Below are 24,683 nucleotides of genomic sequence, written 5' to 3' on the forward strand. Positions count from 1 at the left end.
CTAAAACTAATAGAGGTTTTGTTTTCATACCAGAAGTAGGAGACCAAGTAATGGTAGGTTTTGAGCATAACGATCCTAACCGTCCCTTTGTAATGGGAAGTATGTTTACAGGTAAAAATGGAGCAGGTGGAGATGAAGAAAATGTAAGAAAGAGTATTATTACACGTGGTGGACACACTATTGAGTTAGACGACACAAAAGATAAAGAGAAAATAACTATAAAAGATAAAGATGGAAGTATCATAACCTTTGATACTAAAGAAAAATCATTGTTTGTTCAGTCTGCTGAAACTATGGAGTTTTCTGCAAAAAATATAAACCTCAATGCAGAAGAAAATATACGTTTAAATGCTAAAAATAATGTAGAAGTCAGTACAGAAGCTGATACAATATTAATAGCTCAAGGAGAATTAAAATTACAGTCTGATGGAGCTACTTCAGTAAAAAGTAAAGATAAATTAGCTATGGAAGCTACAAGTGATGCTACATTACAAGGAATGAATACTATTGTTGAAGGAAAAACAAGTGCTGAAGTAAATGGAGCGCAAACAAAAGTAACGGGTAGTGCTGTAACTGAAGTGTCTGGAGGAATAGTAAAAATTAACTAAAAAACTTATTAGTATGCCAGGATTAGCAGCAACAGTAGGAAGTATGCATGTTTGCCCAATGTGTAGTGGTAGTACCCCTCATATAGGAGGGCCAATATCTGGTCCAGGAGTATCAACCGTATTGATAGTTGGAAAACCCGCAGCAGTAATGGGGGATATGTGTGTCTGTACAGGTCCACCAGATACCATTGCACAAGGTTGTGGTACCGTACTAATTGGTGGTAAGCCTGCTGCTACAGTAGGAGATATGACAGCACATGGAGGTAGTATAACGATTGGTGAATCTACTGTGCTTTTAGGTACAGGAACAGGACAGCCAACTAAAGTAATGCCTATTGAAGAAATACCTTTTCCAAAACACAATGTTGTAAATAGAATTGCAGCCGCCGCTGTAGGACAAGGAAAGAATTTAGATGAAGCATTAGCCAATCAAGAAAAATTAAAAAGAGAAAGTAATAAATATGGTCGTTTACGTGACTTTAATTTAAGTTTATAACTTAAAAAGCTATGAAAGTACATTATCCAATAAAAACAAAAAAGCTAAACGAATTAGATACTTCTAGTAAATATGGAAATTATTTAATAGGTAGTAACAATACTTGGCATGGAGGAATTCATGTAGAAAGAAAAGATGAAGAAATTAAAGCCATTGCAGATGGTAGAATTATTGCCTATCGTTTTATGGATACTTATAAAGAAGTAAGTAAAACAGAAAACAGTACAGGTACAAATGAAGAAGAAGTAGAAGAGACGAATCAGTACTCTAATTGTTTTGTGCTTATACAACACGATCTTGAACTTAAAAAAACAGTTGAAGAAGGTGAAGGAGAAAAAACAACAACTAAAGAAGAGAAAAAGTATGTAACTTTTTATAGTTTATATAACCATTTGCTACCTGTAGCAGAAATGAATAATAAATCGTTAGTTCCTGACATGATGGCAACTACTAAATTAAAAGTTACAGAAAATGAAGGTTTTATATATCCTAAAAAAACAATTAAAGGTTTAAATGCTAGAAAGCTAAGTTCAGAAAATAACGTAGTAAAAGGGAGTACTGGTGTTAAATTTGTAATTCCTTATGGTGAATTAGTAACTAAACAGTTTGATTCTAGCAACAAGCTTATTGAATTAGACGGTTATACCAAAATAGAATACAATGGTAAATATGGTTATATTTATGCCAAAGGAAATAGAATTGTTGATTTAGGTACTCAATTTAAAATAGCGACTCAAGAGGACGATAAAATCATTGAGGATAAATCAGGAGTTCCAGACGATAAAAAAGATTTAACAGGTGCTAGAGTTAGAAAAACAGGGCAGGGTAGTGAAATAGTTGATATAATATCTAAAGATGAAGAAGTTATTGTTGAAGAAAAAAAAGGCAACTGGTATAAGATAAAGGGCTATGAAGGTTATTCACACAAAAGTAATTTTAGTGAAAAAAAATTAGTTGATGAAAGTAAAATAACAAAAAATGCTATTATAGCTTGCGATATACCAATAAAGGCAGGCGATGGTATAGGTTATACAGGGTTGGTTCAACTAAGTAATGGTAAAAATACAGAAGACTACTACGCAACGCATGTAGAAGTTTTTATGGGTGATGAAACTGAAGATTTTTTAAACAACACATTTGATGCTGGAAATGATAAAAAAGACTATATACTTTTAAAAGAAGGCACCAAGTTAACAAAAGAAATTACCCAAAAAGTCAATTTAAAAAAGAATCTCCCTATAAAGATTGTTGATATTAAAAGGATATATGTAAAAATTAAAGAAAATAGAGAAGAAGCAGAAGGCATTGTAAAGCTTTCTGAAGTAACCTATCAAGGTAAGATTACCGATCCTAAAACAAATACAGCAAGAGATTATTATACCATTAACAAAACATCTTTTAACGCTGTAAGCACGAAATTTAAAAACAAGTTGCCAAAAGAAGAAACAGTACACCTTTTTTGGGTTAATCGTGTAGATAGTAATGGAAATACAGTAAGTAAAAAAGATGAAAAAAAACTACAAGACTCTGAAAAATACCGTAAATTAAGGTACACACCAGTTAATAGTGCTAATGAATACTGGGTTGAGGCAAAAGATATAATGCCAACGGTTGAATATGTAGAGGTAGAAAGAGAAAAGAGAGTGCCTAAGAAACTCTCAACATGGGAAAGAATTAAAGACTATGTTGTTGATGTAGAGAAGTATGAAACTAAAAAAGTAAAAGTTTGCGAACCTAAAAAGTTACCATTAAAGAGAGGAGAAAAAACAGTAACATCTAATGCAATAACCAAGGTGTATTTAGCAATACCAGAAAATAAAAATGATGTTGATGAAGAGCTGTGTAAAGATGTAGTGGTAAACATTAGTAAATTAGAAAAAATAAGAGTTACCAAAGATACCGAATACATAAAGGTAGCGTGTACCTATCCTATAGCCAATGAAAAATATACGCAAAAAGGTTGGGTTTTGGCTAGCGACTTAAATATAGAAAAGAATGCGTTTAGTGCCTATAATTGGGATAAGTTTTCCTTTAAATCCGTTAACGGAGGTAGCGAGTACATGTACGATATACAAGGGTTAAGAGAGGCTGAAAAAACCTATAGTACTTTTGTAAAAGAGGTATGGAAGTCACTCGACCTTGATAACAACGGTGAAATAGAGTTAGGAGAAGTACAAAAAGCATACAGTATTTTAGAAACACGAAACCAATTAACAAAGTTGGTTTGCCAGCATAAAAATGAATGGAGTTATACAGGAGATGAATTAGCAGGTGAAATAGAAAAATACTTCGATTATTTTATCAACCATAAAGATACAGAAGAGCACACTAAAAAAGATTTAAAAGCGTTAAAAAAGAAAAAATTAGACGTTTTAAAAGAGCAAGCCAAAGAACTAATGTTTTGGAAAGAAGCTAGTAAAAGAAGTGCAGCTGTAACTTTAGAAGAAAGAATGGAAAAAGATAATTCAGGAGTGTTGGAATCAAAAGGTATAGAAAGTCTTGATAAATCAATAGAAGCTAGTAAAACAGAAAATACAGAGCAAAAAAGTGGTACGGTAAGTATAGAAGAAAGAGCAAAAGATGAAAATGGTTTTCTAGATTTAATGAAACTAGGAATAGAATTAAAAAAGGAAGAAGAACGTAAAGAAGAACCTAAGAAAGAAGAAAAGAATCCAAAACCAGAACGTACATTTCCAAGTACTGAAAATGTATATCATTTTCATCCAATTGCTTTTATCAATCACCTTAAACTTATTTTAGGGAATAGTAATTGTGAAACTTTAGTATGGGGAAATAAAGTAAGCTGTCAGTTTAGAAAACAAGTAGTTGAAATCTCTAAACGATTAGAATGTAACCCGAATCACTTAATGACTGCTATGGCACTCGAAACAGGAGGTACATTTAGTCCATCGATTCAAAACAAATATGGTTATACTGGATTAATTCAAATCGGTGATGTTGCTGCAAAAGATATAAGTAACAGGAAGAGCATTAATCTTACAACAGATTATTTAAAAACAATAAGTGCAGAGGAACAGTTAGAATATGTAGAATATTATTTGGAACCCCAAAAAGGACAATTAAATACTTTAGCTGACTTTTATCTTGCAATATTATGGCCAGCAGCAGTTGGTCATGGAAACGAACCAAATTATATTGTTTTTGATGACGAATCAACAGGAGATAAAAAGAAGGCATATCATGCGAATCCTACTTTTCATCGAGAAGAAGATGAAATAAAAAGGAATAGTAAAGGCAAAGTTTATGAACGTCATGGTAAAACGGGAGGTAAAACTTACGTTTGGGAAATAGCCAAAGCTATACAGGAATGGTACGATAAAGGAAAACTTAATTTAAATGACTGCACAAATAACTGTGGAATTAGTGATGTCCAAAATAGTTTTGAACTTGAAGGAGCTCCATGGGTCAAATATGCGATTTCAGAACATAATACCTATACTGGTGTTAGAATGACTAAGTCTCCACTCAAAGAAAGGATTTTCGAATATTTTGACACAAGTAGTTATCCTGATGGAACTAATGAAACAAATTGGTGTGCTGCATTCATTAACTGGTGTTTTCTTCAAACCCAAAACACTAACCTAAAACCACCATCTGGAAATGTATCTTCTTATAATTGGTTGCCTCCTTTAATGGCAAAAAAATTAGATTCAAATAAAACTGGCTGGAGTAATGGAGAGTTGATAACAAAAGAAAAAGATGTCTTTGTTGGAGCAATAATGGTAACATCAAATAGCCATATAGCAATAATTGTAGGGCAATCTGCTGACGGAACTCGTTTCGCATATCTAGGAGGAAATCAATCTGATGGACGACCAGGAGATGGACCTGGTAAAAGAACCATATGTGTTAACTCTAGGTTAAAATCTGGGATGAGAGAGACAGTTACTAAAGGACAAGGAAAAGTTTTTTGGGTTGTAAAACCTAAAGGCTTTATTCCTTCTGAAGATTTAAAAAAACTACCAGTAGTTAAGAGTAGAATTAAAAAGGTTTTATCTTACAGTCAAACACATAGTTAATTTTTAACCATAATTTTAAAATATGTCATTTAATTTATTGAGTAATTTATTGAGGTTTATTTGTATATTATTAATAATTATTTCTTGCAATACTAATAAAGCTCAGAAAACCGAAAACAATAATTTATCAGAAAAAAGCACAGAGACGTCTTTAGTTGAAAAGCAAATTACTAAAACAAATTTAGAGGAGATACTTGAAAAACAATTAAATATTGGTTATTCTCAATTATATGATGAATCCTATGATATATCGGACTACAAATACTCTCAAAAAGATTTAGAAGTTATTATTCCTTTTCTAAAAAGGAATATAAACCCAGTTTCAACAAAAGTATTTAAAGAAAGAATCCAAAAAATATTTGGTAGAACAATACTACCAAAATCAGAAAAAAAATATTTAACTGTAAATTTTTCTGATCCTTGTGATAGAAATATTTCTTTCTATCGTAATGACAACGCTATAGATATTAAACCTTTTTCAATTCAAATAATAAAACAAGCCAATTTTATAACTGAATTATATGCAATACCTGAAATTATTGATTACGAAAAACAATATCCTGAACTAGCAGAAGAGGAAAAATCATCTAATAATAAAAGAGTTTCAAGTGATGGTACTACAGTTGAGATATATAAGTGGAAAGATATTGAGGATTTAAAAAGCAATAGAGATTTAAACTTAAAATTATTTATTGCTAGAAATCAATATCTTTTTAATGATGATAAAAAACACTTTGAATGGTTGATCAAAAATGATGAAGCATTTATGAAAAATCTTATTTCTAAATTTTCTTATTTGGATGATAATCAACTTACAGATTGGTATATCGAAAAATTCAGATTTGAAATTGTTAATGGAAACACAAACGGTAAGGAATATGGTAGATTATTATGGCATAAAGACTGTAACAATAATTTTATTTTTCATAGTTCTATTCTTGATAAAATGAAAAAAAATGATTCATATATTGACGACCTGAATAACTATGTTGACTTTTTAATGAAAAACAACAAAGGGTTTGAATATTTGTCTTTTAAAAATCAAGCTTATCTTATAGCTAACATATATCACTTTATACAAAATCAAACGTCAAATACTTTCGATTACATGGGGTTCTTTGCTGAGTTTTACGACACAAATAATATTTATTCAAATGAATTTGAAAAAAATGATTATTACAAATTGAATAACTTTAAAGATCAATGGCTAGAAGCTAAAAAAGTTGGTAACGGTATTTCTAGATAAATAACCCCTGCTCTTCGAAGTCTATTGACTTCGTTTTAGCAATTAAAATATATTTTAAAGCTGTGGTTTTTTTAAGATTAAAGAAATAAACCAATATGTTTTTTGGGAGAATCTAGTAAGTTAAAATACACCTCTAAAACAGAAGAAAAGAAAAGAGATGAAAATGGCTTTCTAGATTTAATGAAGCTAGGAATAGAATTAAAAAAGGAAGAAGAACGTAAAGAAGAACCTAAGAAAGAAGAAAAGAATCCAAAACCAGAACGTACATTTCCAAGTACTGAAAATGTATATCATTTTCATCCAATTGCTTTTGTGAATCATATGAAAAAGATTTTTGGAGAAGGAGGAGAATGTTATTGTAATAGAGACTTAACGGTTGAAGAGTTTAAAAATATATTTACAAGAATTCGTAAGAGTGAAAAACTAGGTAACGGTATTTTAAATCATAATAATTGTGCTATCCCTAGTAATGACAAAACCTTTAAAAGGTTAACACAGGAATTAAATAAGGTTGCTAATAAATATGGAATCAACCAGTGTGTTCAAAAAATGCACTTTATAGCGCAATTGTACTGGGAATCTGCAAGATTTACTACGGGGTTAGAGTTTGCAGATGGTAGTGCTTATAACCCTGGGAAACATGTAGAAGCATCAAATAATGGAAATACACAAATGGGGGATGGCCCGAAATATAAAGGTCGCGGATTTATGCAATTGACTTGGCGAAATTCGCAGATTGAGTATTTAAAATATGCAGCTAGAAATACAGATGGAGACTTAAAAGGAAAGACAGATGCTCAACTAGGGTAGTGTAGTAAAAAAGCACTTATTGAAAATGAGTTTTTATTTTGATTTAAAATCAATAAGTTAAATAAGTGTGCCGTTCTTTTTTAGAACAGTGTCTTTTACTATTTGAAATAGTAAAAAGTCGTTAGAAACTATTAAATCTAGTTTTTTTCTGCTTCATGTAGTAAATTAGTACCTAAAAAGGCTATGAATTGTACAAAGTGTAATGCTTCCAATTCTATTAGAAAAGGATTGCAAAATAATAAGCAGCGGTTTTATTGTAAAAAGTGCAAAAAATATTTTCAATCAGATTATAGATATCAAGCATACAAATCAGAAACAAATAATTTCATAAAAAAATTACTTAAAGAAGGTTGTGGAGTCAGAAGTATTAGCCGAATACTGAACATTTCTAGTAAAACTGTTTTATCAAGAGTTCTAAAAATAAGTAAACAGATAAAAACTCCATATTTTAATAAGTTTGGGTGCAAATTTGAAATTGATGAAATGTGGAGTTTTATTGGTAGTAAGAAAAATGTTATTTGGATAACCTATGTATTAGAAAGAGAAACAAAAAGTATTATAGACTTTTATGTAGGTAGAAAATCAAAAGAAACAATAAAACCGTTAATTAATAAAATTCTCTTACTTCAACCAAGTAAAATTTATACCGATAAACTGAATATTTACCCAAGTTTAATTCCTAAAGAAATTCATAAACGATTTCAGTATTGTACAAACAGAATTGAGAGAATGAACTTAAACTTAAGAACACACATTAAGCGGTTAAGTAGAAAAACGATTTGTTTTACTAAAAGGCAGAAATATCTTGAAGCTCATTTGAAAATTTATTTTTGGGGAGATAAAGGAGGAGCTGTAGGTATAGCTAAAAAATAAGTCCATTTAAGTATCTTTTAAAATGTTAAGAAAACAGTTCTTTCTTAATAAGGAAGAACCAAAAGAAATATTAGATGTTTTAGCATTACGTTGTGCAACGCTTATATATCCGTTACAGTTACATATTTCTAAATTTGGCTTCAACTATAAGCTCTTTAATTTTAAAGAAATACAAGAACGTTTTAATGAGCAGCTACCAAATATTCAAAGAGAATTTACTGGTGAAGTAACAGATGCTTATTTTGCTGAAATTAAAAAATCGGTAAGTAATGAAAGTATATTTACAGAGCGTTTAAAAAGTGATTTTTTATATGCACTATTTTTCTATGGTTTACCAGTAGCATATCAATATAAACCAATACAAGATAACTATCAGGTAAATATACCTATACATCCATATCAATCCGAAGCTTTTTTTGTGGGGATGCAAACACTTAAAAAAGTAGAAAATATACACGATGTAACTTTTAAAGGCTCAGATGAAAAAGGTAACACTTTGCTACTACATCATTTAGTAGAAAAGCAAAGTCTTACGCCTTTACGTATAGAAATGTATTATAACAAGGAGTTAGATAGTGAAATAAATTGTAGTATAGTTCAGCTTAAAGAACGAAAAGAGGATAATATAAGCTTTAGCAATAAAAATGGTAAAGTTATAGAAGGAAAACAAAAGAAACAGAAAAAAGATAATTGGTTTAACAACCTATTTAAAATTTAAAAAAAATTATTATGAGTGATGTAGCAGTAATTTGCAATGGAGCTATGTTTAAATGTGCACATGGTTTTGCACCCGACACCTTTGCAGTAGTAAGTACACATAAACATTATATAAACGAGTCTAGTGGTTCTCAAAAAATGGTAGGTTCTACTATGGATATAGGGCAACCCTTTGAAGCAAAAACTTTTGGACAATGTAAACTACAACCCTCTGGAAGTAGTTATTTACCTTGCATGCCAAACGTAACACAATGGCAAGACTTTTATGAAAAGGTAACATTAAGTAACCAAGGAAAAATATTAACAGAAAAAAGTAAAGCTATTTGTGCCATTGCAGGAGCACCATGTGTAGAGTTTACTTTTCACGGACAGGTAGGAGCGCCATCAGAAAGTCAAGCCGCACAGACAAATACAGCAGTGCATAGTCAAATGAATCCACTTGCAAACCCAAAGCAAGCGATAGAAGACACTGATGATACTGATTTATTAGAAATTAAATAACCTGCATTATGGCTAAAAAAATAATTGTTGTAGACGAACAAGATAAAGATGTTGTTACCGAGAGAGTATATAGAGATTTAAAAGTTTTTGAAATACCTCTTAATAAAGGAGTAAATTTCCATTTAAAAGTTTTAAAAGCTAAAAATGTAAAAGAAACAAAAGAAAATGTATACTGGATTGCACAATCACACAACAAGTTTAAAACTAGAAAATACAGAACTTTTAAAAGTGCTTCAAAAAATCAAAAAGAACTACATGTACTATTAAATGAGTTAAATAAAGGAACTAAATATGGAAAAAGGTATGTCCTAAATAAAGATGGAGAAGAGGTTTTAAATCCTGATTTTCATGTTTGTACTCTAAAAACTACAGGTTTTGTTAAAAGAGCATATTTAGCTACAAACCCGTACAAAAGCCATACGGAAAAAAGAGAAGGAGTCTTTTTTGGTAATTTAAAATATGTTCAAAGAACATTAGGTAAAGGTATTTGGTTAGAAGGTATTAATTATACGCCCGAATTTAAAGAGCAAGGAGCCTTTATTTTAGCGGTAGATAAACCTCAGGTACTGTCACTTTTAGTAGAAAGAAGAACATTGCCAGAAAAAATAGTTCGTAGCAACCCTATTAAAAAGGATAATTGCGACTCAGTTGAACAAGAGCTACTATATGGCGATGTTTTAGACATACACATGCATTTACATAATGTTTTAAGTGAAGATTATAAACTAACTAAAGAGGTGTTTTATGGAGAAGAATCTATGACAAAAGGGTATAGCACTTTAATAGATATAAATATACCCAAAGACGAGCACAACCCTTCTTTAGATTATAATGTTTCAATTTTAGATGAGCATGTAGTTAATTTAAGTTGGGCAGGTAAAACCAATCATAAAGAAGCAAAAGATTCTGAAGACTCTTTACAAGAGTACACAATGGTGTTTATTTTCACACCAGTATCTAAACATGCTATAACCAATAATTACCCAACAATAAAACGTGAAGTAACCCTTACGGTAAATTACAAAAGCGATTTTAGTGCAACAGTAAATGAAAAAGACTATGTAACCAACCCTAATATTGTAAAAGTATGGCAACCGCCATTAATAACACAGTTATATGAGCAAGAATGTAATTATACAGAACTTACCGTTTCTTGCAATGGTTTTGAACCAAAAACATTTTTAAAAAGAATCTAAGGATGGGGCGCTATTAACAGATGATAGGGGAACAACTCCAATTTATAGTTTAGTATTAGGCAATAAAAACAATATAAGAGAAGTTACCATACAAACAAATGCAGATGTAGCCAATTGCCCAGAACTAAACGAAGAAGATAAGCATACGGAAGAAAATGTATTTAATTTAAAAGAAATACAAGAATACACCTTTGCAGATGATGATGGTATATGGAATACCCTAACCGATATAAAATCGTTACCAAGAGTACAACCCTACCATAAAACTATAGATAAAACAGATCAAATACTAAAATTTAAAGCAGCATACCCCTACGACGCTTCTAGTGAAAGTAAATTCTTATGGAGGTACCTTTTCATGCACATGATTCAATATACAAACCCAGCTGAGTTTTATATAAGTGTAAATAGTTGTAGGTACAAACGTACCATTTGGTTTAACGTACACCCAGATGTAATTTGGGCATCACACTTAGCTTTAGATGTAGAAAAAAAAGATATTTTATATCACGATAACATTGAGCTTCCATTAGTAAAAGGAGACGCCACTTATATATCTGTTTTAGCAAGTGCTTTGGAAAAAACACTTAACTTTATAAAACCTCTTTTTGACGTATTATCTATAAATAACAACTCAAAAACAGCCATAACAGAGCTAGAAAAAGTTCTACGTGATTTTATAAAAGAGAGTAAAACAGATATGTACCTTGGTTTTCATGCAAGGTACGATATACCCGACGGAGAAAACCAAGTAGGGTCACTCATTAATTATGCCGAAATACAACCCTACAAAGCCTACTTACATTTTCAAATAATTAGAGTAGTATTACTTACCTTGGCTATAGATGTATTAATGATATACCTAACAAGAGGAAAGCTTGCACCTGGATTACAACAATTAAAAAAAGCACAAAAAGTAGCTAAGAGAATTAACAAAGGAAAAGATAAAGTAAATAAGTTTTTAGATAAATACAACCTTACTTTAACAACCCCTAAAATAACCATGAACGCTGCCTTAAGAAAAGAAATGCAACCAAAGGGAGCGTATGCAACTATTTTTGATTTTACCTTTAAAGCCGACCCTTTGTTAGCTTTAAATACTGAATACAAAATAGATTCCGATTCTTTAAAAAGCCCTTTAAAAGAGTTTGTAAAAAGCATGGAAGAAAAAACGAATGGAAAGTTTGAATTAATAGCCAAAGCAGAAGGTAGGATAGTTTCTGATATAAATATAAGCTACAACACTCATACAAATAAGCTTACTTTAAACAAAAATGCCATTAAGCAAGAAAACGAATACAATAAGGTATTACGCAAAGGTGATATAATTAAAACAGACGGAGTTATTAATATTAGTATTGAGGTAAAAGCTCGTGTAAAATACCAGGAAGAGTTTAAAAAGCTTTGGTTTTTTGAGCCTGTTAAGGTAGAAGTCGATATTAAAGGAGAATTAAAATTAAATAGTAGTATTGGTATTATACAAAAAATAGGTTACACCAAAGGTAGAGGGCCTTATATGGAAAAAGTGGTATATTTTGGGGGATTGAAAGGAACGTATATGCAAAGTCTTGAACTAAAGGTAAAGAAGGAAAATAAATATGATTCAAATGAGGGTGACAAACAAGTGCCTTTTACCTTATTGGGTCCTTCAAACGCCTCTTTAGGGAAAGACTATATTTTTGAACTTTTTGAATCAAAAAAACAATTTGAATATGAAAACAAATAAAACCACTCACTTAATTACAGCATTGTTAGCAGTTATACTTACTGCTTGTGCACAAACCAACACAACAAAAGAAAAAAAACAAGCAACAGAAATGAGACCGATAGACAAACTTTACAGCAACATACAACCCCTACAATACAAAAGCATGAATAGATATTTTATAGAAGCGAACCAAAGTGGTTGTTTTTACGAATTGTATGTAAATGGTAGAATGGTGTTTAATCTTTTTGAACAAGTTGGTTTAATGGGGCATATTACCTGTATTAACGATGCTATTTTAAAAAGCGGAAAACAAGAAGTTACTGTAAAGCTATACCCTTTAGGGCAAACCGAAGTAGAAAGGTTTGACACGTTTACCAAGAATGCAAGAATAGAAGTAAGAATAGAAAAATACGATACACAGGTAGAAGATAGCGATGAAAGAGTAATAACATTTAAAATTCCAGAGGCAAGTACTAGAAGTAAGAATGATATTAAAATAGAAGGGTTGCCTTATTACGAACATACTTTTACGTTTTATGCAGAAGTTCCTTACGAAGTTACTGGCTGGAGCGAATCGCAAGATTTAACTAAAATGAATCAAAAGCAATTAGAAAAAGAAGTCGTAGCATTTTATAACAATCTATCTGATGTTATTTATAATCAAGACGAAGCTAAATGGGTAAGCTTAGTTAAAAAAAGAGAGTTAGAGTTTTTGAAATCTGAAGCGTATAACGATGTTAATAAGGAAAGTATTAAGGATAGAATTAGAAGTTTCAAACAGATTTTTGATTCTAGTTTTAAAAGAAAAGAACCATTAGATAAGTATGAAATGATTTTTGGAGGGAATGGTAGAATTGTAGCTTTAAAAAGTTTAATAGATAGAGGTTATGGAGCATTTTCTCATGGATATGAAAAAGTTTATGATGATGGGAGTAAAAGTAAGATTAGAAGTTATGAATATATCTACCTACACAAACCCAAAGGAAGCAATAAATTAGAAATTATAAGGTAATGCACAAAGCGTTTTTATATAGTGTTTATTTGTTTTGTATGTTGTTGGTGTTTACAGCTTGTGGGCAAACAAAAGAAATGAGACCCATAGACAAACTATACAGCAACATACAGCCTTTACAATACAAAAGCATGCCTCAATATTTTATAGAAGCAGACCAAATAGGTTGTTTTTATGAGTTGTATGTAAATGGAAGAATGGTGTTTAAACTTTTTAAACAAGTTGGTTTAATGGGGCATACTACTTGTATTAACGATGCTATTTTAAAGAGCGGAAAACAAGAAGTTACCGTAAAGCTATACCCTTTAGGGCAAACCGAAGTAGAAAGGTTTGATACTTTTACTAAAAATGCAAAGATAAATATTGAAGTAACTAAATGGGATAAAGCATTGGAGGATAAACCGAATAGTAAAGAATACGAAAACTATGATGATCATGTAGCTACTTTTAATATTCCTAATACAGAAGATAAAAATAATAGCATTCGTATAAAAGGGTTACCTTATTATGAGCATACCTTTACGTTTTATGCAGAAGTTCCTTATGAAGTTACTGGCTGGAGTGAATCACAAGATTTAACTAAAATGGATCAAAAACAATTAGAAAAAGAAGTAGTAGCTTTTCACAACAACCTATCAGATGTTATTTACAATCAAGACGAAGCTAAATGGGTAGAATTGTTTAAAAACAGAGAATTAGAGTTTTTAAAATCTGAAGCGTATAATGATGTTAATGAAAAAAGTATTAAGGATAGGAAAAGGAAATTTAAACAGATTTTTGATTCTAAGTTTAAAAAGAAAGAACCATTAGATGATTATGAAATGATTTTTGGAGGGAATGGTAGAATTGTAGCGTTAAAAAGCATAATAAAAAAAGGTTATGGAGCATTTTCTTATGGATATGAGAAAACTTATGATGATGGGAGTAAAAGTAAAATAAGAAATTACTCTTACATATACCTACACAAACCAAAAGGAAGTGACAAATTAGAAATTATAAGGTAATGCACAAAGCGTTTTTATATAGTGTTTATTTGTTTTGTATGTTGTTGGTGCTTACAGCTTGTGGGCAAACAAAAGAAGAAATGAATATTAAATTCAATCAAATTAAGAATTTACACAAAAAAATACAACATTACCCTAGCGAACCTATATATACAATAGAAGCTAACCAAAGCGGTTGTTTTTATGAGTTGTATGTAAATGACATATTATTTTTTAAGCATTTTGAGCAGACAGGTTTACTGGGGCATACTATTAGTATTAACGATGCTATTTTAAGAAGTGGAAAACAAGAAGTTACTGTAAAGCTATATCCTTTAGGGCAAACCGAAGTAGAAAGGTTTGACACGTTTACCAAGAATGCGAGAATAGAAGTGAAAATAGAAAAATACGATATACAGGTAGAAGACAGCGATGAAAAAGTAGTAACACTTAAAATTCCAGAGGCAAGTGCTAGAAGCAAAAATGATATTAAAATAGAAGGACTGCCGTATTACGAACATACTTTTACGTTTAATGCAGAAGTACCATATAAAATAAAGGGCTGGAGTGAATCACAAGATTTAACAAAAATGGATCAAAAAGTATTAGAAGAAAGAGTACTTCATGCTTATAAAGAATACAGGAAATTGTTTGTAAGAAAAAATGCGAAACAAATAGAGGATATAACATTGACAAAAGAGTTTGAAATAGCACAATCAAATTATTTTTATATGAAAAACTCTAAAGAATTAGCAGAAGAATATTCTTCATATCTTGATTTTATTGAAGTCTTGCCTATCGAAAATTATGAAATGAAACTTTATGCTAATGGTAAAATAGTAAAACTAGAGAGTAAACAATTTGAGAATGTTAATAATAACTCTGCTCTTATTAGTATTAATGAGAAAAAGTATGATAATGAATTAGTTAAAATGTACCTTTTTCACGGTTTATCCTTCCACCTTCCAAAAGGAAGCAACAAATTAGAAATTATAAGGTAATGCATAAAGCGTTTTTATATAGTGTTTATTTGTTTTGTATGTTGCTGGTGCTTACAGCTTGTGGGCAAACAAAAGAAATGAGACCGATAGACAAACTATACAGCAATATACAGCCCTTACAATACAAAAGTATGAATAGATATTTTATAGAAGCGAACCAAAGTGGTTGTTTTTATGAGTTGTATGTAAATGGTAGGATGGTATTTAAGCTTTTTAAACAAGTTGGTTTAATGGGGCATACCACCTGTATTAACGATGCTATTTTAAAAAGTGGGATGCAAGAAGTTACTGTAAAGCTATACCCTTTAGGACAAACAGAAGTAGAAAGGTTTGACACGTTTACCAAGAATGCAAGAATAGAAGTAAAAATAGAAAAATACGATACACAGGTAGAAGACAGCGATGAAAAAGTAGTAACTTTTAAGATTCCAGAGGCAAGTACTAGAAGTAAGAATGATATTAAAATAGAGGGGTTGCCTTATTATGAACATACTTTTACGTTTTATGCAGAAGTTCCTTACGAAGTTACTGGCTGGAGCGAATCGCAAGATTTAACTAAAATGGATCAAAAACAGTTAGAAAAAGAAGTAGTAGCTTTTTATAATAATTTATCTGATGTTATTTATAATCAAGATGAAGCTAAATGGGTAAGCTTAGTTAAAAACAGAGAGTTAGAGTTTTTAAAATCTGAAGCGTATAACGATGTTAATAAGGAAAGTATTAAGGATAGAATTAGAAGTTTCAAACAAATTTTTGATTCTAGTTTTAAAAGAAAAGTTCCTTTAGATAAGTATAAAATGATTTTTGGAGGGAATGGTAGAATTGTAGCTTTAAAAAGTATTGAACGCAAAGGAAAATCTGCTTATTCTTTCGGTATAAATGATACTTATCTTGGAAAAAAAAGAAAAACTAGGATTTCAAGATATATTTATTTACACAAACCAAAAGGAAGTAACAAATTAGAAATTATAAGGTAATGCACAAAGCGTTTTTATATAGTGTTTATTTGTTTTGTATGTTACTGGTGCTTACAGCTTGTGGGCAAACAACAGAAATGAGACCCATAGACAAACTATACAGCAACATACAGTCCCTACAATACAAAAGCATGAATAGATATTTTATAGAAGCGAACCAAAGTGGTTGTTTTTATGAGCTGTATGTAAATGGAAGATTGATGTTTGAACATTTTGAACAAACTGGTTTAATGGGGCATGCCACCTGTATTAACGATGCCATTTTAAAAAGTGGAGGGCAATAAGTTTACCGTAAAGTTATATTCTTTAGGTACAGTATAAGCTGAATAATTAAGAATTAATATTATGCTCTTTCAGTTTATTATACAAAGTCTTTCTAGTAATATTTAAAAGCTTTGCAGCTTTAGTTTTGTTGTTTTTAGCCTCATGTAAAGCCCTAATAATAAGTTTTTTTTCATTTTCCTTGGTAGAAAATTCATTAGGGATGCTGTATTGATCTTCAGTGTTTTTTAATTCTTCAGGCAGCACTTCTTTTTCTATAATTTCTGTCTGAGATAAAAGTGTAGCTCTTTTGATAACATTAGATAACTCTCGTAAGTTCCCTGGCCAGTTATATTGTTGAAATAAAGTTAGTACTTCATGAGAAAAGCCAACGATTGATTTATTGAGTTGTTTGTTGGCTTTTTCTAAAAAGAAATCGGCATAAAGAATTAAATCGTCTTTTCTATCATTTAGATTAGGGACTTTAATAGAAAACTCATTTAAACGATGGTATAAATCTTCTCTAAAATTACCTTTTTCAACAGCTGATAATAAATCTTCATTAGTGGCAGTAATTAAACGAATATCTACCATAATTTCCTTACTGCTTCCCACAGGTTTAATCTTTCTTTCTTGTAAAGCACGTAAAAGTTGTACCTGACTTTCGTAGTTTAAGTTTCCTACTTCATCTAAAAAAAGAGTACCTCCATTCGCTGCTTCAAAATGCCCTATTTTATCATTTATAGCTCCTGTAAATGATCCTTTTTGATGTCCAAAAAATTCACTTGAGGCAATCTCTTTAGGTATAGCTCCGCAATCCACGGCAATAAAAGGCTTATCTTTACGTAAGCTTTGAGTATGAATTGTACTAGCTACAACTTCTTTACCTGTGCCACTTTCACCTGTAATAAGAACAGACATGTCAGTTGGAGCTACTAAATGGATGTGTTCATAAAGGCTTTTAGAAGCTGCGCTTATACCGGTAACGATATGAGAATTAGAAACTTTTTTATCTTCTTTTTTAGGTTCAGTAATTTGTTCGGTTTTAACTTCCAGAGCATTATTAATTACTTCTAAAACTTCATCAGGATTAAAAGGTTTAGAAATATAATCAAAAGCACCTTGTTTCATAGCTTGAACGGCTGTTGATACTTCAGCATAACTCGTCATTAAAACAACAGGGATGTCGCTATCAGTGTTTTTACTTTGCTTTAATAAATCAATACCATTACCGTCAGGAAGGCGTAAATCAGTAAAAATCAAATTATATGAATTTTCTTTCAATAGAGTAGAGGCATTTTTAATTGTATAACTAACCTCGACAACATATTTGTGTCGTTCTAAAAAATGTTTTAACATGTTAGAAAATGTAACATCGTCTTCTACCAATAAGATATTTTTCATAAAAAAGGTTGCTCTAAATTGTTCAGATAAAAATTCTCTGTAAAAATAAAAAGAGCGTTTTATATGAAAACGCTCTTTTGCTAATAAAATTGAGGAGGGAAATAAAAAAATTACTTTTTAGTATTGTTTACTTCTTTTTCATTTAACAAATTACCTTCTTTATCAATGTAAATAGTCTTCTTGGTGCTTCCTTCACTAACCTCTAGTTTGTACTGCTCTTTTTCATTAATAAAAGCTTTACTTAAGGTAGCCTTAGGGAAACTTTCTTTAATAGAGTTAACCAACGCTGCTGGTAATTTATCTAAAGATATTTCTTGGAATCCATCAGCTACAACTGTGTGAATTGGAGTAATAGGTGTAAGAGTGTTGTTTACTGTTGCGTAAGTTGAAACACCTGTTAAAATTGCTACTGCTAAGATTAATTTTTTCATGATATTAAGTTTTTAAGTTATAATTATTAATTGTTGTAATACTACAAGGGAAATTTATGTGTTTACTTTACTTCTTTAGCGTCTAACCAGTTTCCGTCTTTGTCGGCGAAAACGGTTTTGTTGCCATTTTCTAAAGAAATTTCTAACTTGTATTGTTCTTTACTGTTTACAAAAGCTTTTCCTAGTGTACCTTTAGGAAAACTCTCTTTTACAGCATTCACTACAGCTGAAGGTAACTTATCTAAAGATATTTCTTGAAATCCGTTCTTTACAACTGTATGAATTGGAGTAATAGGTGTAAGAGTGTTATTTACTGTTGCATAAGTTGATACACCTGTTAAAATTGCTACTGCTAAGATTAATTTTTTCATGATATTAAGTTTTTAAGTTATAATTATTAATTGTTGTAATACTACAAGGGAAATTTATGTGTTTACTTTACTTCTTTAGCGTCTAACCAGTTTCCGTCTTTGTCGGCGAAAACGGTTTTGTTGCCATTTTCTAAAGAAATTTCTAACTTGTATTGTTCTTTACTGTTTACAAAAGCTTTTCCTAGTGTACCTTTAGGAAAACTCTCTTTTACAGCATTCACTACAGCTGAAGGTAACTTATCTAAAGATATTTCTTGAAATCCGTTCTTTACAACTGTATGAGTTGGAGTAATAGGTGTAAGAGTGTTATTTACTGTTGCATAAGTTGAAGCTCCTGCTAAAATCGCTACTGCTAAAATTAAATTTTTCATGATATTAAGTTTTTAAGTTATTTACATATTTGTTTATTGTATAGAAATAAATATGCCATCGACTTTAATTAAACCCTTGAAAACTTTAATGTGTTGATTTTTAGTAGTATATTGTTTTTTTAGGTTTGGGCAGATAATAGCTTTATGTGTAAAAAGTGTATAAGTAAAGAGTAGAAGTGTGTAAAAATTACACTATTTACCCAAAAAGAGGAACAATAAATAAATCTGTTATCTTTGAAGAAAATCATCCCTAATGAAGTTATTAAAAAAGTCTTTAAAAATTGTTTTACTACTTTTAGTGTTATTAAGTGTTGGAATTTGGCTATTTACAAAAACTCTGCATCCAACTTATAAAGGAGAGTTAGAACTTAACTCAATTTCAGATAAAGTTACAGTGTATTATGATGAGGTTGGAGTGCCGCATATCAACGCACAAAATCAACTAGATGCTTATACTGCTTTAGGATATGTACATGCACAAGATAGATTGTGGCAAATGGAGCTTATCAGAAGAATTTCAGCTGGAAGATTAGCAGAAGTTTTTGGAAAAGATTTGGTAAGAGTAGATAAGTTTTTCTCTGGATTAGGAATTGAAGAAGCTACTGAAAAAACAATTCAAGAATTAGATAAAAATTCAGAAACGTATAAATTAACGGAAGCATATTTAAATGGGGTTAATCAGTTCATAGAAGAAGGAGCAACGCCCTTAGAATTTTATTTAGTAGGATTGGATAAAGAAAATTATACAATTAAAGATGTGTATAATGTTTTTGGTTATATGGCATTTAGTTTTGCAATTGCCCATAAAACTGATCCGTTGTTAACTGAAGTAAAAGAAAAGTTAGGTGAGTCTTATGTAAATGAGTTGTTGAATTCTTTCGATAAAAATTTAACACTGAATAAGACAACTAATAAAGGTACAATTAAAGCAGAGATGTCTATAGCGGTAAGCAAGATTGTAGATCAGTTGCCAGTTGCACCTTTTATAGGAAGTAACTCTTGGGTAATTGCACCACCTAAAGCCAAAAACGGTAAGGTAATTTTTGCGAACGATCCACATATCGCATTTTCTCAACCATCTGTTTGGTATCAAAATCATATAAAAACTCCAGACTTTGAAATCTACGGATTTAATCTGGCTTTGATGCCATTTCCGTTGTTAGGACACAATAAAGAGTATGCTTACGGATTAACAATGTTAGCAAATGACGATTTGAACTTTTATATAGAAGAAAACAATCCAGAAAATTCAATGGAGTACAAAACACCTAATGGATACCAGAAATATGAGTTATGGAACAAGCGTATAAAGGTTAAAGGAGGAAAAGATACTACATATCAAGTTAAAGTTAGTAAACATGGTCCGATTATGAACGGATTAATAGAGCATGTAACAGATGAAAGTCCAATTGCAATGAACTGGATTTATACGCAACTACCTAATCAATTATTAGAAGCATCACATAAAATGTCGCATGCAAATTCGTTACAAGACTTTAAAACAGGAACCGCCAAAATTCATGCACCAGGATTAAATGTAATGTATGGAGATACGAAAGGGAATGTAGGTTGGTTTGCATCGGCTAAATTATATCAATTAAGAGATAGCCTATCTTCTAAAGTGTATTTAAACGGAGCTTCTGGTAAGGATGAAATTGTAGAATATTTAGACTTTAAAGAAAATCCGCAAGCGGAAAACCCTAGTTGGAATTATGTGTATTCTGCCAATAATCAACCTGATTCCGTGAGAGGGAAGTTATATCCGGGATACTATCAACCAGAAGATAGAGCAAAACGAATTGTTCAGTTATTAGATCCTAAAAACGATTTTACGAAAGAGGATGTAGCTGAAATGATTTATGATGTTACTTCACCTGTTGTGCCAGAAATAGGAAGAGAGTTGTTAGCAAGTGTAGATAAGTCGTCATTATCTCCTTCGGCTAAAAAAGCATATTCGGTGTTAGAAAAGTGGAATGGAGAATATTTAAAAACCAACGTAGCTCCGACTATTTATAATCGATTTTTGTATGAATTTTTAACAGCTACTTACAAAGATGAGTTAGGAGATAGTTTTCAGTTGTTTATTGACACCCAATTACAAGATCAAGTATTAGCACAACAAGCTAAAAGAGAGCAATCGGTTTGGTGGGATGATATTTCAACGATAGATAAAGTTGAAACTAGAAATGAAATAATTACCACAGCTTTTCAAAAATCCATCACGTTTTTACAAAACCAATTAGGAGAGAATGTAGATAATTGGACGTGGAATCGCGTAATTTCAGTGGAATACGAACACGCTATTGGTAAAGCGGGAGGTTTGTTACGAAAGTTTTTCAATGTAGGTCCGTTTGAAACTATCGGAGGAAATGAGGTGATTAACAACCAGATTTTTAAATTGGATAGTACAGGTGTGTATAAAATTCATGGTGGACCATCAACACGTAGAGTCATTGATTTTTCTGATGTTGAAAATAGCATTGCGATTTTACCTACAGGACAATCAGGAAATGTGTTTAGTCCGTATTACAAAGACCAAGCACAAAAATATGTAGATGGTGAGTTTGTAAAAATGATTCTCAATGAAGCAGCTATAAAGAAGAGCGCAAATAAGTTGGTGTTTTTGCCGAAAAAGTGATAAATAACCATAACTTTTAATTCTGTAAAAGGGAAAGGGTAAACTAGTAACTGTTTTGTTGTGCTGTTAACATGCTAGCTTTATGGGTAAGTAAGTATTTATAGAGAGAAGTTTCCATAATAAATATTTATGAATACACTATTAATTAGAGGTTTTAGAAAAAAAAAGTAAAATAAAAAGAAGCTCTTTTGACTTAGAGCTTCTTTAAAGGATTATTCTTACTTTATTTTTTTGTACTTAATTTTTTAACAAGTTTTTGTTACGGAGGTTATATAACCTCCTTTGTTTACCAATACAGTATATGAAAATCCAGGTGTGCATGGACAGCCAGGAACCCATCTTCCATCATGGTTTTGATCACAACTATCATTCTTTGTGTCGAAATCAGCACCACCAAATGTGTTTTTTTGCTCTTTCTTGTTAAGAACTCTTCCTAATTCTAAAATTGATTTTTTCATTTTTCAAAATAATTTAAAATTTTATATATTCCTTGAACATTTATAGACACTCAAGGTTTATGTCTATTTTTTATTTTAATAGGTGTGAAAAAATAAACGAACTAACTTTTAATTAGAATAAATTATCTTGGGAACAAAGAAATATCATAGTTAGTTATAGTCAATTTTTACAGCTTTTTATTTTTTTTTTTGAATTTTAATGAGCAACTAATATAATAAAAATTACTTTCTGTTACAGGATAGAATTAAAACTTTGTTTTTGAAAAGTTATTAAGCTAAAAATGTATAGCTTTTTAATTTTTTTATTGTGTATTAAACTGTTAAACTAATTTCTTCTTGAAGACGTTTAATATAATAAAAAGAGAAGATTAAAAAGTCGTTATAAATTCAGAAAAATAAGAAGAACTTGGTTTATTTGTGGAATTAAACCTCCCTATAAACCTCCTCAAAAGGAATTCTAAAACGTTCTCCATAAACTCCTTCTGGCTTACGAATACCGCAAGAAACAATCATATTAATTTCTGCACTAAAAGGTAAGTTTAATAAACGTTTTATACGCCAAGTATCGGAACCTTCCATAGGACAAGTGTCATAGCCTTCAGCAGCCATTGAGAGAATGAATGTTTGTGCTGCTAATCCACAGGTTTTATGTGCCACTACGCGCATATCACTATTGCGAACTTCACGATATATAGGTCGGAAAAGTCCAACAATAAGAATCATTAAGTATTTAAGATAACCAACAATTCCGAAGATGTCAAAGTAGGTAAACGGAATCAATTTTCCGTAGTAGTTACGTGCTACTTTTTCTCTACTTCGTTGTTCTGATTTCGGATTGTTTTTACCAAAAACTTCATCCATAAAAGCTAAGTTAGCTTTGGCTCTTTTACGCCACAAATCTTTACGAGTCACAAAAACCACTAGTTGCTGAGCAGTTTTAGCTGCATTTTGATTAAAGCATAATGGAGCCATTTTTTTTATAATTTCTTTATCAGTGATATGATAAAACTCCCACAGTTGCATGTTGCTACTGGTAGGAGCTAAAATAGCTTGCTCTAAACATTTTTTTACAACAGCAGTGTCTATCGGTTTTTTAGGGTCATATACTCTTACTGAACGACGGTAGTTAACTGCTTCGGATACGGTTTTTTCACTCATTTATATAGGTGTCTTGATTCTTGTGTCTATTTGTCTTTTATCTAATTTATCCTAGTTTCATTAAGGTTTTTAATTGCTTTAATTTTCCTTTGTATGGAGCATATCGAGTAGGAACATCTAACCAAGTTCCGCGAGAAACCACTCCTTTATGATGAGAAAACGTATCAAAAGTTTTTTTTCCATGGTAACTGCCTATACCGCTTTCACCAACGCCACCAAAAGGTAACCTATGATTAGCAAAATGTACAGTGGTATCGTTTATGGTTCCACCTCCAAATGAATAACGTTGAATCATTTTTTTAGCAAATGAATTTCTATTGGTAAACACATATAAAGCCAGAGGTTTGTCATATTTAGCAGTAATTTTTTCAATGTCAGCTTCATTTTCGTAAGAGATTAGCGGGAAAATAGGTCCGAAAATCTCACCTTTCATGACTTCACTATCTAAATTAGGTTCGTCAATTAATGTAGGAGCAATGTAGCGATCGTCTCTATCAGTTTGTCCGCCAATCACACACTTTTCATTTTCTAGCATCAAAGCTAAACGATCAAAATTACGAGTGTTAACAATACGTGGAAAATCTGGAGAGTTTTGAGGGTTTCTTCCGTAAGTTCTAAAAATTTCATCTTTAAATTGTTGTATAAATTGCTCTTTTACTGATTTGTGTATCAATAAATAATCAGGAGCAATACAAGTTTGCCCACCGTTAATGAATTTTCCCCAAACCAAACGTTTTGCAGTCAATTTAATATTGGCAGTTTCGTCAACAATACATGGACTTTTTCCTCCAAGTTCTAGGGTAACAGGAGTTAAATTATTAGCAGCGGCTTTGGCGACAATTTTACCAACAGGAACACTGCCTGTAAAGAAAATATAATCCCAACGTTGTGCTAACAATTCAGTAGAAACATCTACGCCACCTTCAACCACAGCTACATGGTTTTTATCAAATACAGCTTCAATAATTTCTTTGGTAATTTTACTTGTATGCGGTGTCAGTTCCGAAGGTTTTAATACTACAGTATTACCTGCTGCAATAGCACCTAATAATGGTGCGAATGCTAGTTGATACGGGTAATTCCAAGGAGCAATGATAAGTACAGTTCCGTAAGGTTCTTTATAAATTTTTGCAGAGGACGGAAAATTTAGTAACGACGGTAATACACGTTGAGGTTTACTCCAAGAGTGTATATTTTTTATGGCCATTTTTAATTCAGCCGAAACAATAGAAGTTTCGGTCATTACTGCTTCGTATTCTGGTTTTTTAAAGTCATCATGTAGTGCTTTTATGATGTCTTTTTCTCTTGCAACAAGTTCTTTTTGTAATCTTTTTAAGGTACTTTTTCTAAAAGAAATATCTTTGGTTTGTTGAGTAGCAAAATAGTTTTTTTGCGACTGAACTAATTCGGGAATATTCATAAG

General features: G+C 31.2%; 23 protein-coding genes. 16 read left to right on the plus strand and 7 right to left on the minus strand.

The genetic code is table 11. From position 1 onward, the window contains the following. The 15 genes from ABMY20_RS11925 to ABMY20_RS11995 all read left to right on the plus strand — a co-directional run. Positions 1–608 (plus strand): phage baseplate assembly protein V (locus ABMY20_RS11925; protein ID WP_349265376.1); only part of this gene is annotated, 608 nt, incomplete at its 5' end. 13 nt (positions 609–621) lie between these two features. Continuing rightward, a complete protein-coding gene (locus ABMY20_RS11930) occupies positions 622–1,104 on the plus strand; it encodes a PAAR domain-containing protein (protein ID WP_349265377.1) in 483 nt (160 codons plus the stop codon). Between the two features lie 11 nt (positions 1,105–1,115). After that, entirely contained in the window at positions 1,116–5,144 is a 4,029-nt protein-coding gene (locus tag ABMY20_RS11935; RefSeq protein ID WP_349265378.1) for an SH3 domain-containing C40 family peptidase, read from the plus strand. 22 nt (positions 5,145–5,166) lie between these two features. Next, on the plus strand, positions 5,167–6,390 hold the full coding sequence (locus tag ABMY20_RS11940; RefSeq protein ID WP_047790856.1) for a hypothetical protein: 1,224 nt from the start codon (positions 5,167–5,169) through the stop codon (positions 6,388–6,390). Between the two features lie 102 nt (positions 6,391–6,492). Beyond that, positions 6,493–7,200, plus strand: a complete 708-nt coding sequence (locus tag ABMY20_RS11945) for a hypothetical protein (RefSeq protein WP_349265379.1) — start codon at positions 6,493–6,495, stop codon at positions 7,198–7,200. Between the two features lie 183 nt (positions 7,201–7,383). Continuing rightward, positions 7,384–8,073: an IS1 family transposase gene (locus ABMY20_RS11950; protein WP_349265380.1), complete on the plus strand. Its 690-nt coding sequence runs from the start codon at positions 7,384–7,386 to the stop codon at positions 8,071–8,073. Between the two features lie 22 nt (positions 8,074–8,095). Further along, positions 8,096–8,791, plus strand: coding sequence for a hypothetical protein (locus tag ABMY20_RS11955; protein WP_349265381.1), 696 nt, complete (start codon positions 8,096–8,098; stop codon positions 8,789–8,791). 11 nt (positions 8,792–8,802) lie between these two features. After that, on the plus strand, positions 8,803–9,291 hold the full coding sequence (locus ABMY20_RS11960) for a DUF4280 domain-containing protein (RefSeq protein WP_349265382.1): 489 nt from the start codon (positions 8,803–8,805) through the stop codon (positions 9,289–9,291). 8 nt (positions 9,292–9,299) lie between these two features. Then, positions 9,300–10,487: a hypothetical protein gene (locus ABMY20_RS11965; protein WP_349265383.1), complete on the plus strand. Its 1,188-nt coding sequence runs from the start codon at positions 9,300–9,302 to the stop codon at positions 10,485–10,487. A gap of 364 nt (positions 10,488–10,851) precedes the next feature. Then, the gene (locus tag ABMY20_RS11970) at positions 10,852–12,213 is read left to right on the plus strand and encodes a hypothetical protein (protein ID WP_349265384.1); all 1,362 of its coding nucleotides are present in this window, start codon (positions 10,852–10,854) and stop codon (positions 12,211–12,213) included. Beyond that, positions 12,200–13,207, plus strand: coding sequence for a hypothetical protein (locus ABMY20_RS11975; RefSeq protein WP_349265385.1), 1,008 nt, complete (start codon positions 12,200–12,202; stop codon positions 13,205–13,207). The genes ABMY20_RS11970 and ABMY20_RS11975 overlap by 14 nt, the downstream gene beginning before the upstream one ends. 77 nt (positions 13,208–13,284) lie before the next feature. Next, positions 13,285–14,211, plus strand: coding sequence for a hypothetical protein (locus ABMY20_RS11980; protein WP_349265386.1), 927 nt, complete (start codon positions 13,285–13,287; stop codon positions 14,209–14,211). Positions 14,212–14,291: 80 nt separating this feature from the next. After that, complete coding sequence (locus ABMY20_RS11985; protein ID WP_349265387.1) at positions 14,292–15,191, plus strand: hypothetical protein; 900 nt, start codon at positions 14,292–14,294, stop codon at positions 15,189–15,191. Positions 15,192–15,322: 131 nt separating this feature from the next. Next, a complete protein-coding gene (locus ABMY20_RS11990; RefSeq protein ID WP_349265388.1) occupies positions 15,323–16,168 on the plus strand; it encodes a hypothetical protein in 846 nt (281 codons plus the stop codon). A 131-nt stretch (positions 16,169–16,299) separates the two neighbouring features. After that, positions 16,300–16,452, plus strand: a complete 153-nt coding sequence (locus ABMY20_RS11995; protein ID WP_349265389.1) for a hypothetical protein — start codon at positions 16,300–16,302, stop codon at positions 16,450–16,452. Between the two features lie 46 nt (positions 16,453–16,498). On the opposite strand, the gene ABMY20_RS12000 is transcribed toward ABMY20_RS11995, so the two are convergent. The 4 genes from ABMY20_RS12000 to ABMY20_RS12015 form a co-directional block, all read right to left on the minus strand. Continuing rightward, the gene (locus ABMY20_RS12000; protein ID WP_349265390.1) at positions 16,499–17,833 is read right to left on the minus strand and encodes a sigma-54 dependent transcriptional regulator; all 1,335 of its coding nucleotides are present in this window, start codon (positions 17,831–17,833) and stop codon (positions 16,499–16,501) included. A gap of 110 nt (positions 17,834–17,943) precedes the next feature. Then, positions 17,944–18,264 carry a hypothetical protein gene (locus tag ABMY20_RS12005; RefSeq protein ID WP_047790858.1) on the minus strand — a complete coding sequence of 107 codons (321 nt, stop codon included), beginning with the start codon at positions 18,262–18,264 and terminating at the stop codon, positions 17,944–17,946. 62 nt (positions 18,265–18,326) lie between these two features. Next, positions 18,327–18,635, minus strand: coding sequence for a hypothetical protein (locus tag ABMY20_RS12010; protein ID WP_349265391.1), 309 nt, complete (start codon positions 18,633–18,635; stop codon positions 18,327–18,329). Positions 18,636–18,697: 62 nt separating this feature from the next. Then, entirely contained in the window at positions 18,698–19,006 is a 309-nt protein-coding gene (locus tag ABMY20_RS12015) for a hypothetical protein (protein ID WP_073184241.1), read from the minus strand. 253 nt (positions 19,007–19,259) lie between these two features. Between ABMY20_RS12015 and ABMY20_RS12020 the strand changes: the two genes are divergently transcribed. Further along, complete coding sequence (locus tag ABMY20_RS12020; RefSeq protein ID WP_349265392.1) at positions 19,260–21,644, plus strand: penicillin acylase family protein; 2,385 nt, start codon at positions 19,260–19,262, stop codon at positions 21,642–21,644. 245 nt (positions 21,645–21,889) lie between these two features. On the opposite strand, the gene ABMY20_RS12025 is transcribed toward ABMY20_RS12020, so the two are convergent. The 3 genes from ABMY20_RS12025 to ABMY20_RS12035 form a co-directional block, all read right to left on the minus strand. After that, positions 21,890–22,102 carry a hypothetical protein gene (locus ABMY20_RS12025; RefSeq protein ID WP_349265393.1) on the minus strand — a complete coding sequence of 71 codons (213 nt, stop codon included), beginning with the start codon at positions 22,100–22,102 and terminating at the stop codon, positions 21,890–21,892. Between the two features lie 423 nt (positions 22,103–22,525). Continuing rightward, complete coding sequence (locus ABMY20_RS12030; RefSeq protein WP_159615086.1) at positions 22,526–23,260, minus strand: nitroreductase family protein; 735 nt, start codon at positions 23,258–23,260, stop codon at positions 22,526–22,528. Between the two features lie 46 nt (positions 23,261–23,306). Beyond that, complete coding sequence (locus tag ABMY20_RS12035; RefSeq protein ID WP_349265394.1) at positions 23,307–24,680, minus strand: aldehyde dehydrogenase; 1,374 nt, start codon at positions 24,678–24,680, stop codon at positions 23,307–23,309. Positions 24,681–24,683: the final 3 nt, after the last annotated feature.

Origin of the sequence: Tenacibaculum sp. SSH1-16 (genome assembly GCF_040104435.1) — a bacterium.
Taxonomy (GTDB): Bacteria; Bacteroidota; Bacteroidia; order Flavobacteriales; family Flavobacteriaceae; genus Polaribacter; species Polaribacter mesophilus.

What these genes read in the sequence shown, in the direction of transcription:
- ABMY20_RS11930 (WP_349265377.1), top strand. Translation starts at nt 622, where the DNA reads ATGCCAGGATTAGCAGCAACAGTAGGAAGTATGCATGTTTGCCCAATG.
- ABMY20_RS11935 (WP_349265378.1), top strand. Translation starts at nt 1,116, where the DNA reads ATGAAAGTACATTATCCAATAAAAACAAAAAAGCTAAACGAATTAGAT.
- ABMY20_RS11940 (WP_047790856.1), top strand. Translation starts at nt 5,167, where the DNA reads ATGTCATTTAATTTATTGAGTAATTTATTGAGGTTTATTTGTATATTA.
- ABMY20_RS11950 (WP_349265380.1), top strand. Translation starts at nt 7,384, where the DNA reads ATGAATTGTACAAAGTGTAATGCTTCCAATTCTATTAGAAAAGGATTG.
- ABMY20_RS11955 (WP_349265381.1), top strand. Translation starts at nt 8,096, where the DNA reads ATGTTAAGAAAACAGTTCTTTCTTAATAAGGAAGAACCAAAAGAAATA.
- ABMY20_RS11960 (WP_349265382.1), top strand. Translation starts at nt 8,803, where the DNA reads ATGAGTGATGTAGCAGTAATTTGCAATGGAGCTATGTTTAAATGTGCA.
- ABMY20_RS11965 (WP_349265383.1), top strand. Translation starts at nt 9,300, where the DNA reads ATGGCTAAAAAAATAATTGTTGTAGACGAACAAGATAAAGATGTTGTT.
- ABMY20_RS11970 (WP_349265384.1), top strand. Translation starts at nt 10,852, where the DNA reads ATGATTCAATATACAAACCCAGCTGAGTTTTATATAAGTGTAAATAGT.
- ABMY20_RS11975 (WP_349265385.1), top strand. Translation starts at nt 12,200, where the DNA reads ATGAAAACAAATAAAACCACTCACTTAATTACAGCATTGTTAGCAGTT.
- ABMY20_RS11980 (WP_349265386.1), top strand. Translation starts at nt 13,285, where the DNA reads ATGAGACCCATAGACAAACTATACAGCAACATACAGCCTTTACAATAC.
- ABMY20_RS11985 (WP_349265387.1), top strand. Translation starts at nt 14,292, where the DNA reads ATGAATATTAAATTCAATCAAATTAAGAATTTACACAAAAAAATACAA.
- ABMY20_RS11990 (WP_349265388.1), top strand. Translation starts at nt 15,323, where the DNA reads ATGAATAGATATTTTATAGAAGCGAACCAAAGTGGTTGTTTTTATGAG.
- ABMY20_RS11995 (WP_349265389.1), top strand. Translation starts at nt 16,300, where the DNA reads ATGAATAGATATTTTATAGAAGCGAACCAAAGTGGTTGTTTTTATGAG.
- ABMY20_RS12000 (WP_349265390.1), bottom strand. Translation starts at nt 17,833, where the DNA reads ATGAAAAATATCTTATTGGTAGAAGACGATGTTACATTTTCTAACATG.
- ABMY20_RS12005 (WP_047790858.1), bottom strand. Translation starts at nt 18,264, where the DNA reads ATGAAAAAATTAATCTTAGCAGTAGCAATTTTAACAGGTGTTTCAACT.
- ABMY20_RS12010 (WP_349265391.1), bottom strand. Translation starts at nt 18,635, where the DNA reads ATGAAAAAATTAATCTTAGCAGTAGCAATTTTAACAGGTGTATCAACT.
- ABMY20_RS12015 (WP_073184241.1), bottom strand. Translation starts at nt 19,006, where the DNA reads ATGAAAAATTTAATTTTAGCAGTAGCGATTTTAGCAGGAGCTTCAACT.
- ABMY20_RS12020 (WP_349265392.1), top strand. Translation starts at nt 19,260, where the DNA reads ATGAAGTTATTAAAAAAGTCTTTAAAAATTGTTTTACTACTTTTAGTG.
- ABMY20_RS12025 (WP_349265393.1), bottom strand. Translation starts at nt 22,102, where the DNA reads ATGAAAAAATCAATTTTAGAATTAGGAAGAGTTCTTAACAAGAAAGAG.
- ABMY20_RS12030 (WP_159615086.1), bottom strand. Translation starts at nt 23,260, where the DNA reads ATGAGTGAAAAAACCGTATCCGAAGCAGTTAACTACCGTCGTTCAGTA.
- ABMY20_RS12035 (WP_349265394.1), bottom strand. Translation starts at nt 24,680, where the DNA reads ATGAATATTCCCGAATTAGTTCAGTCGCAAAAAAACTATTTTGCTACT.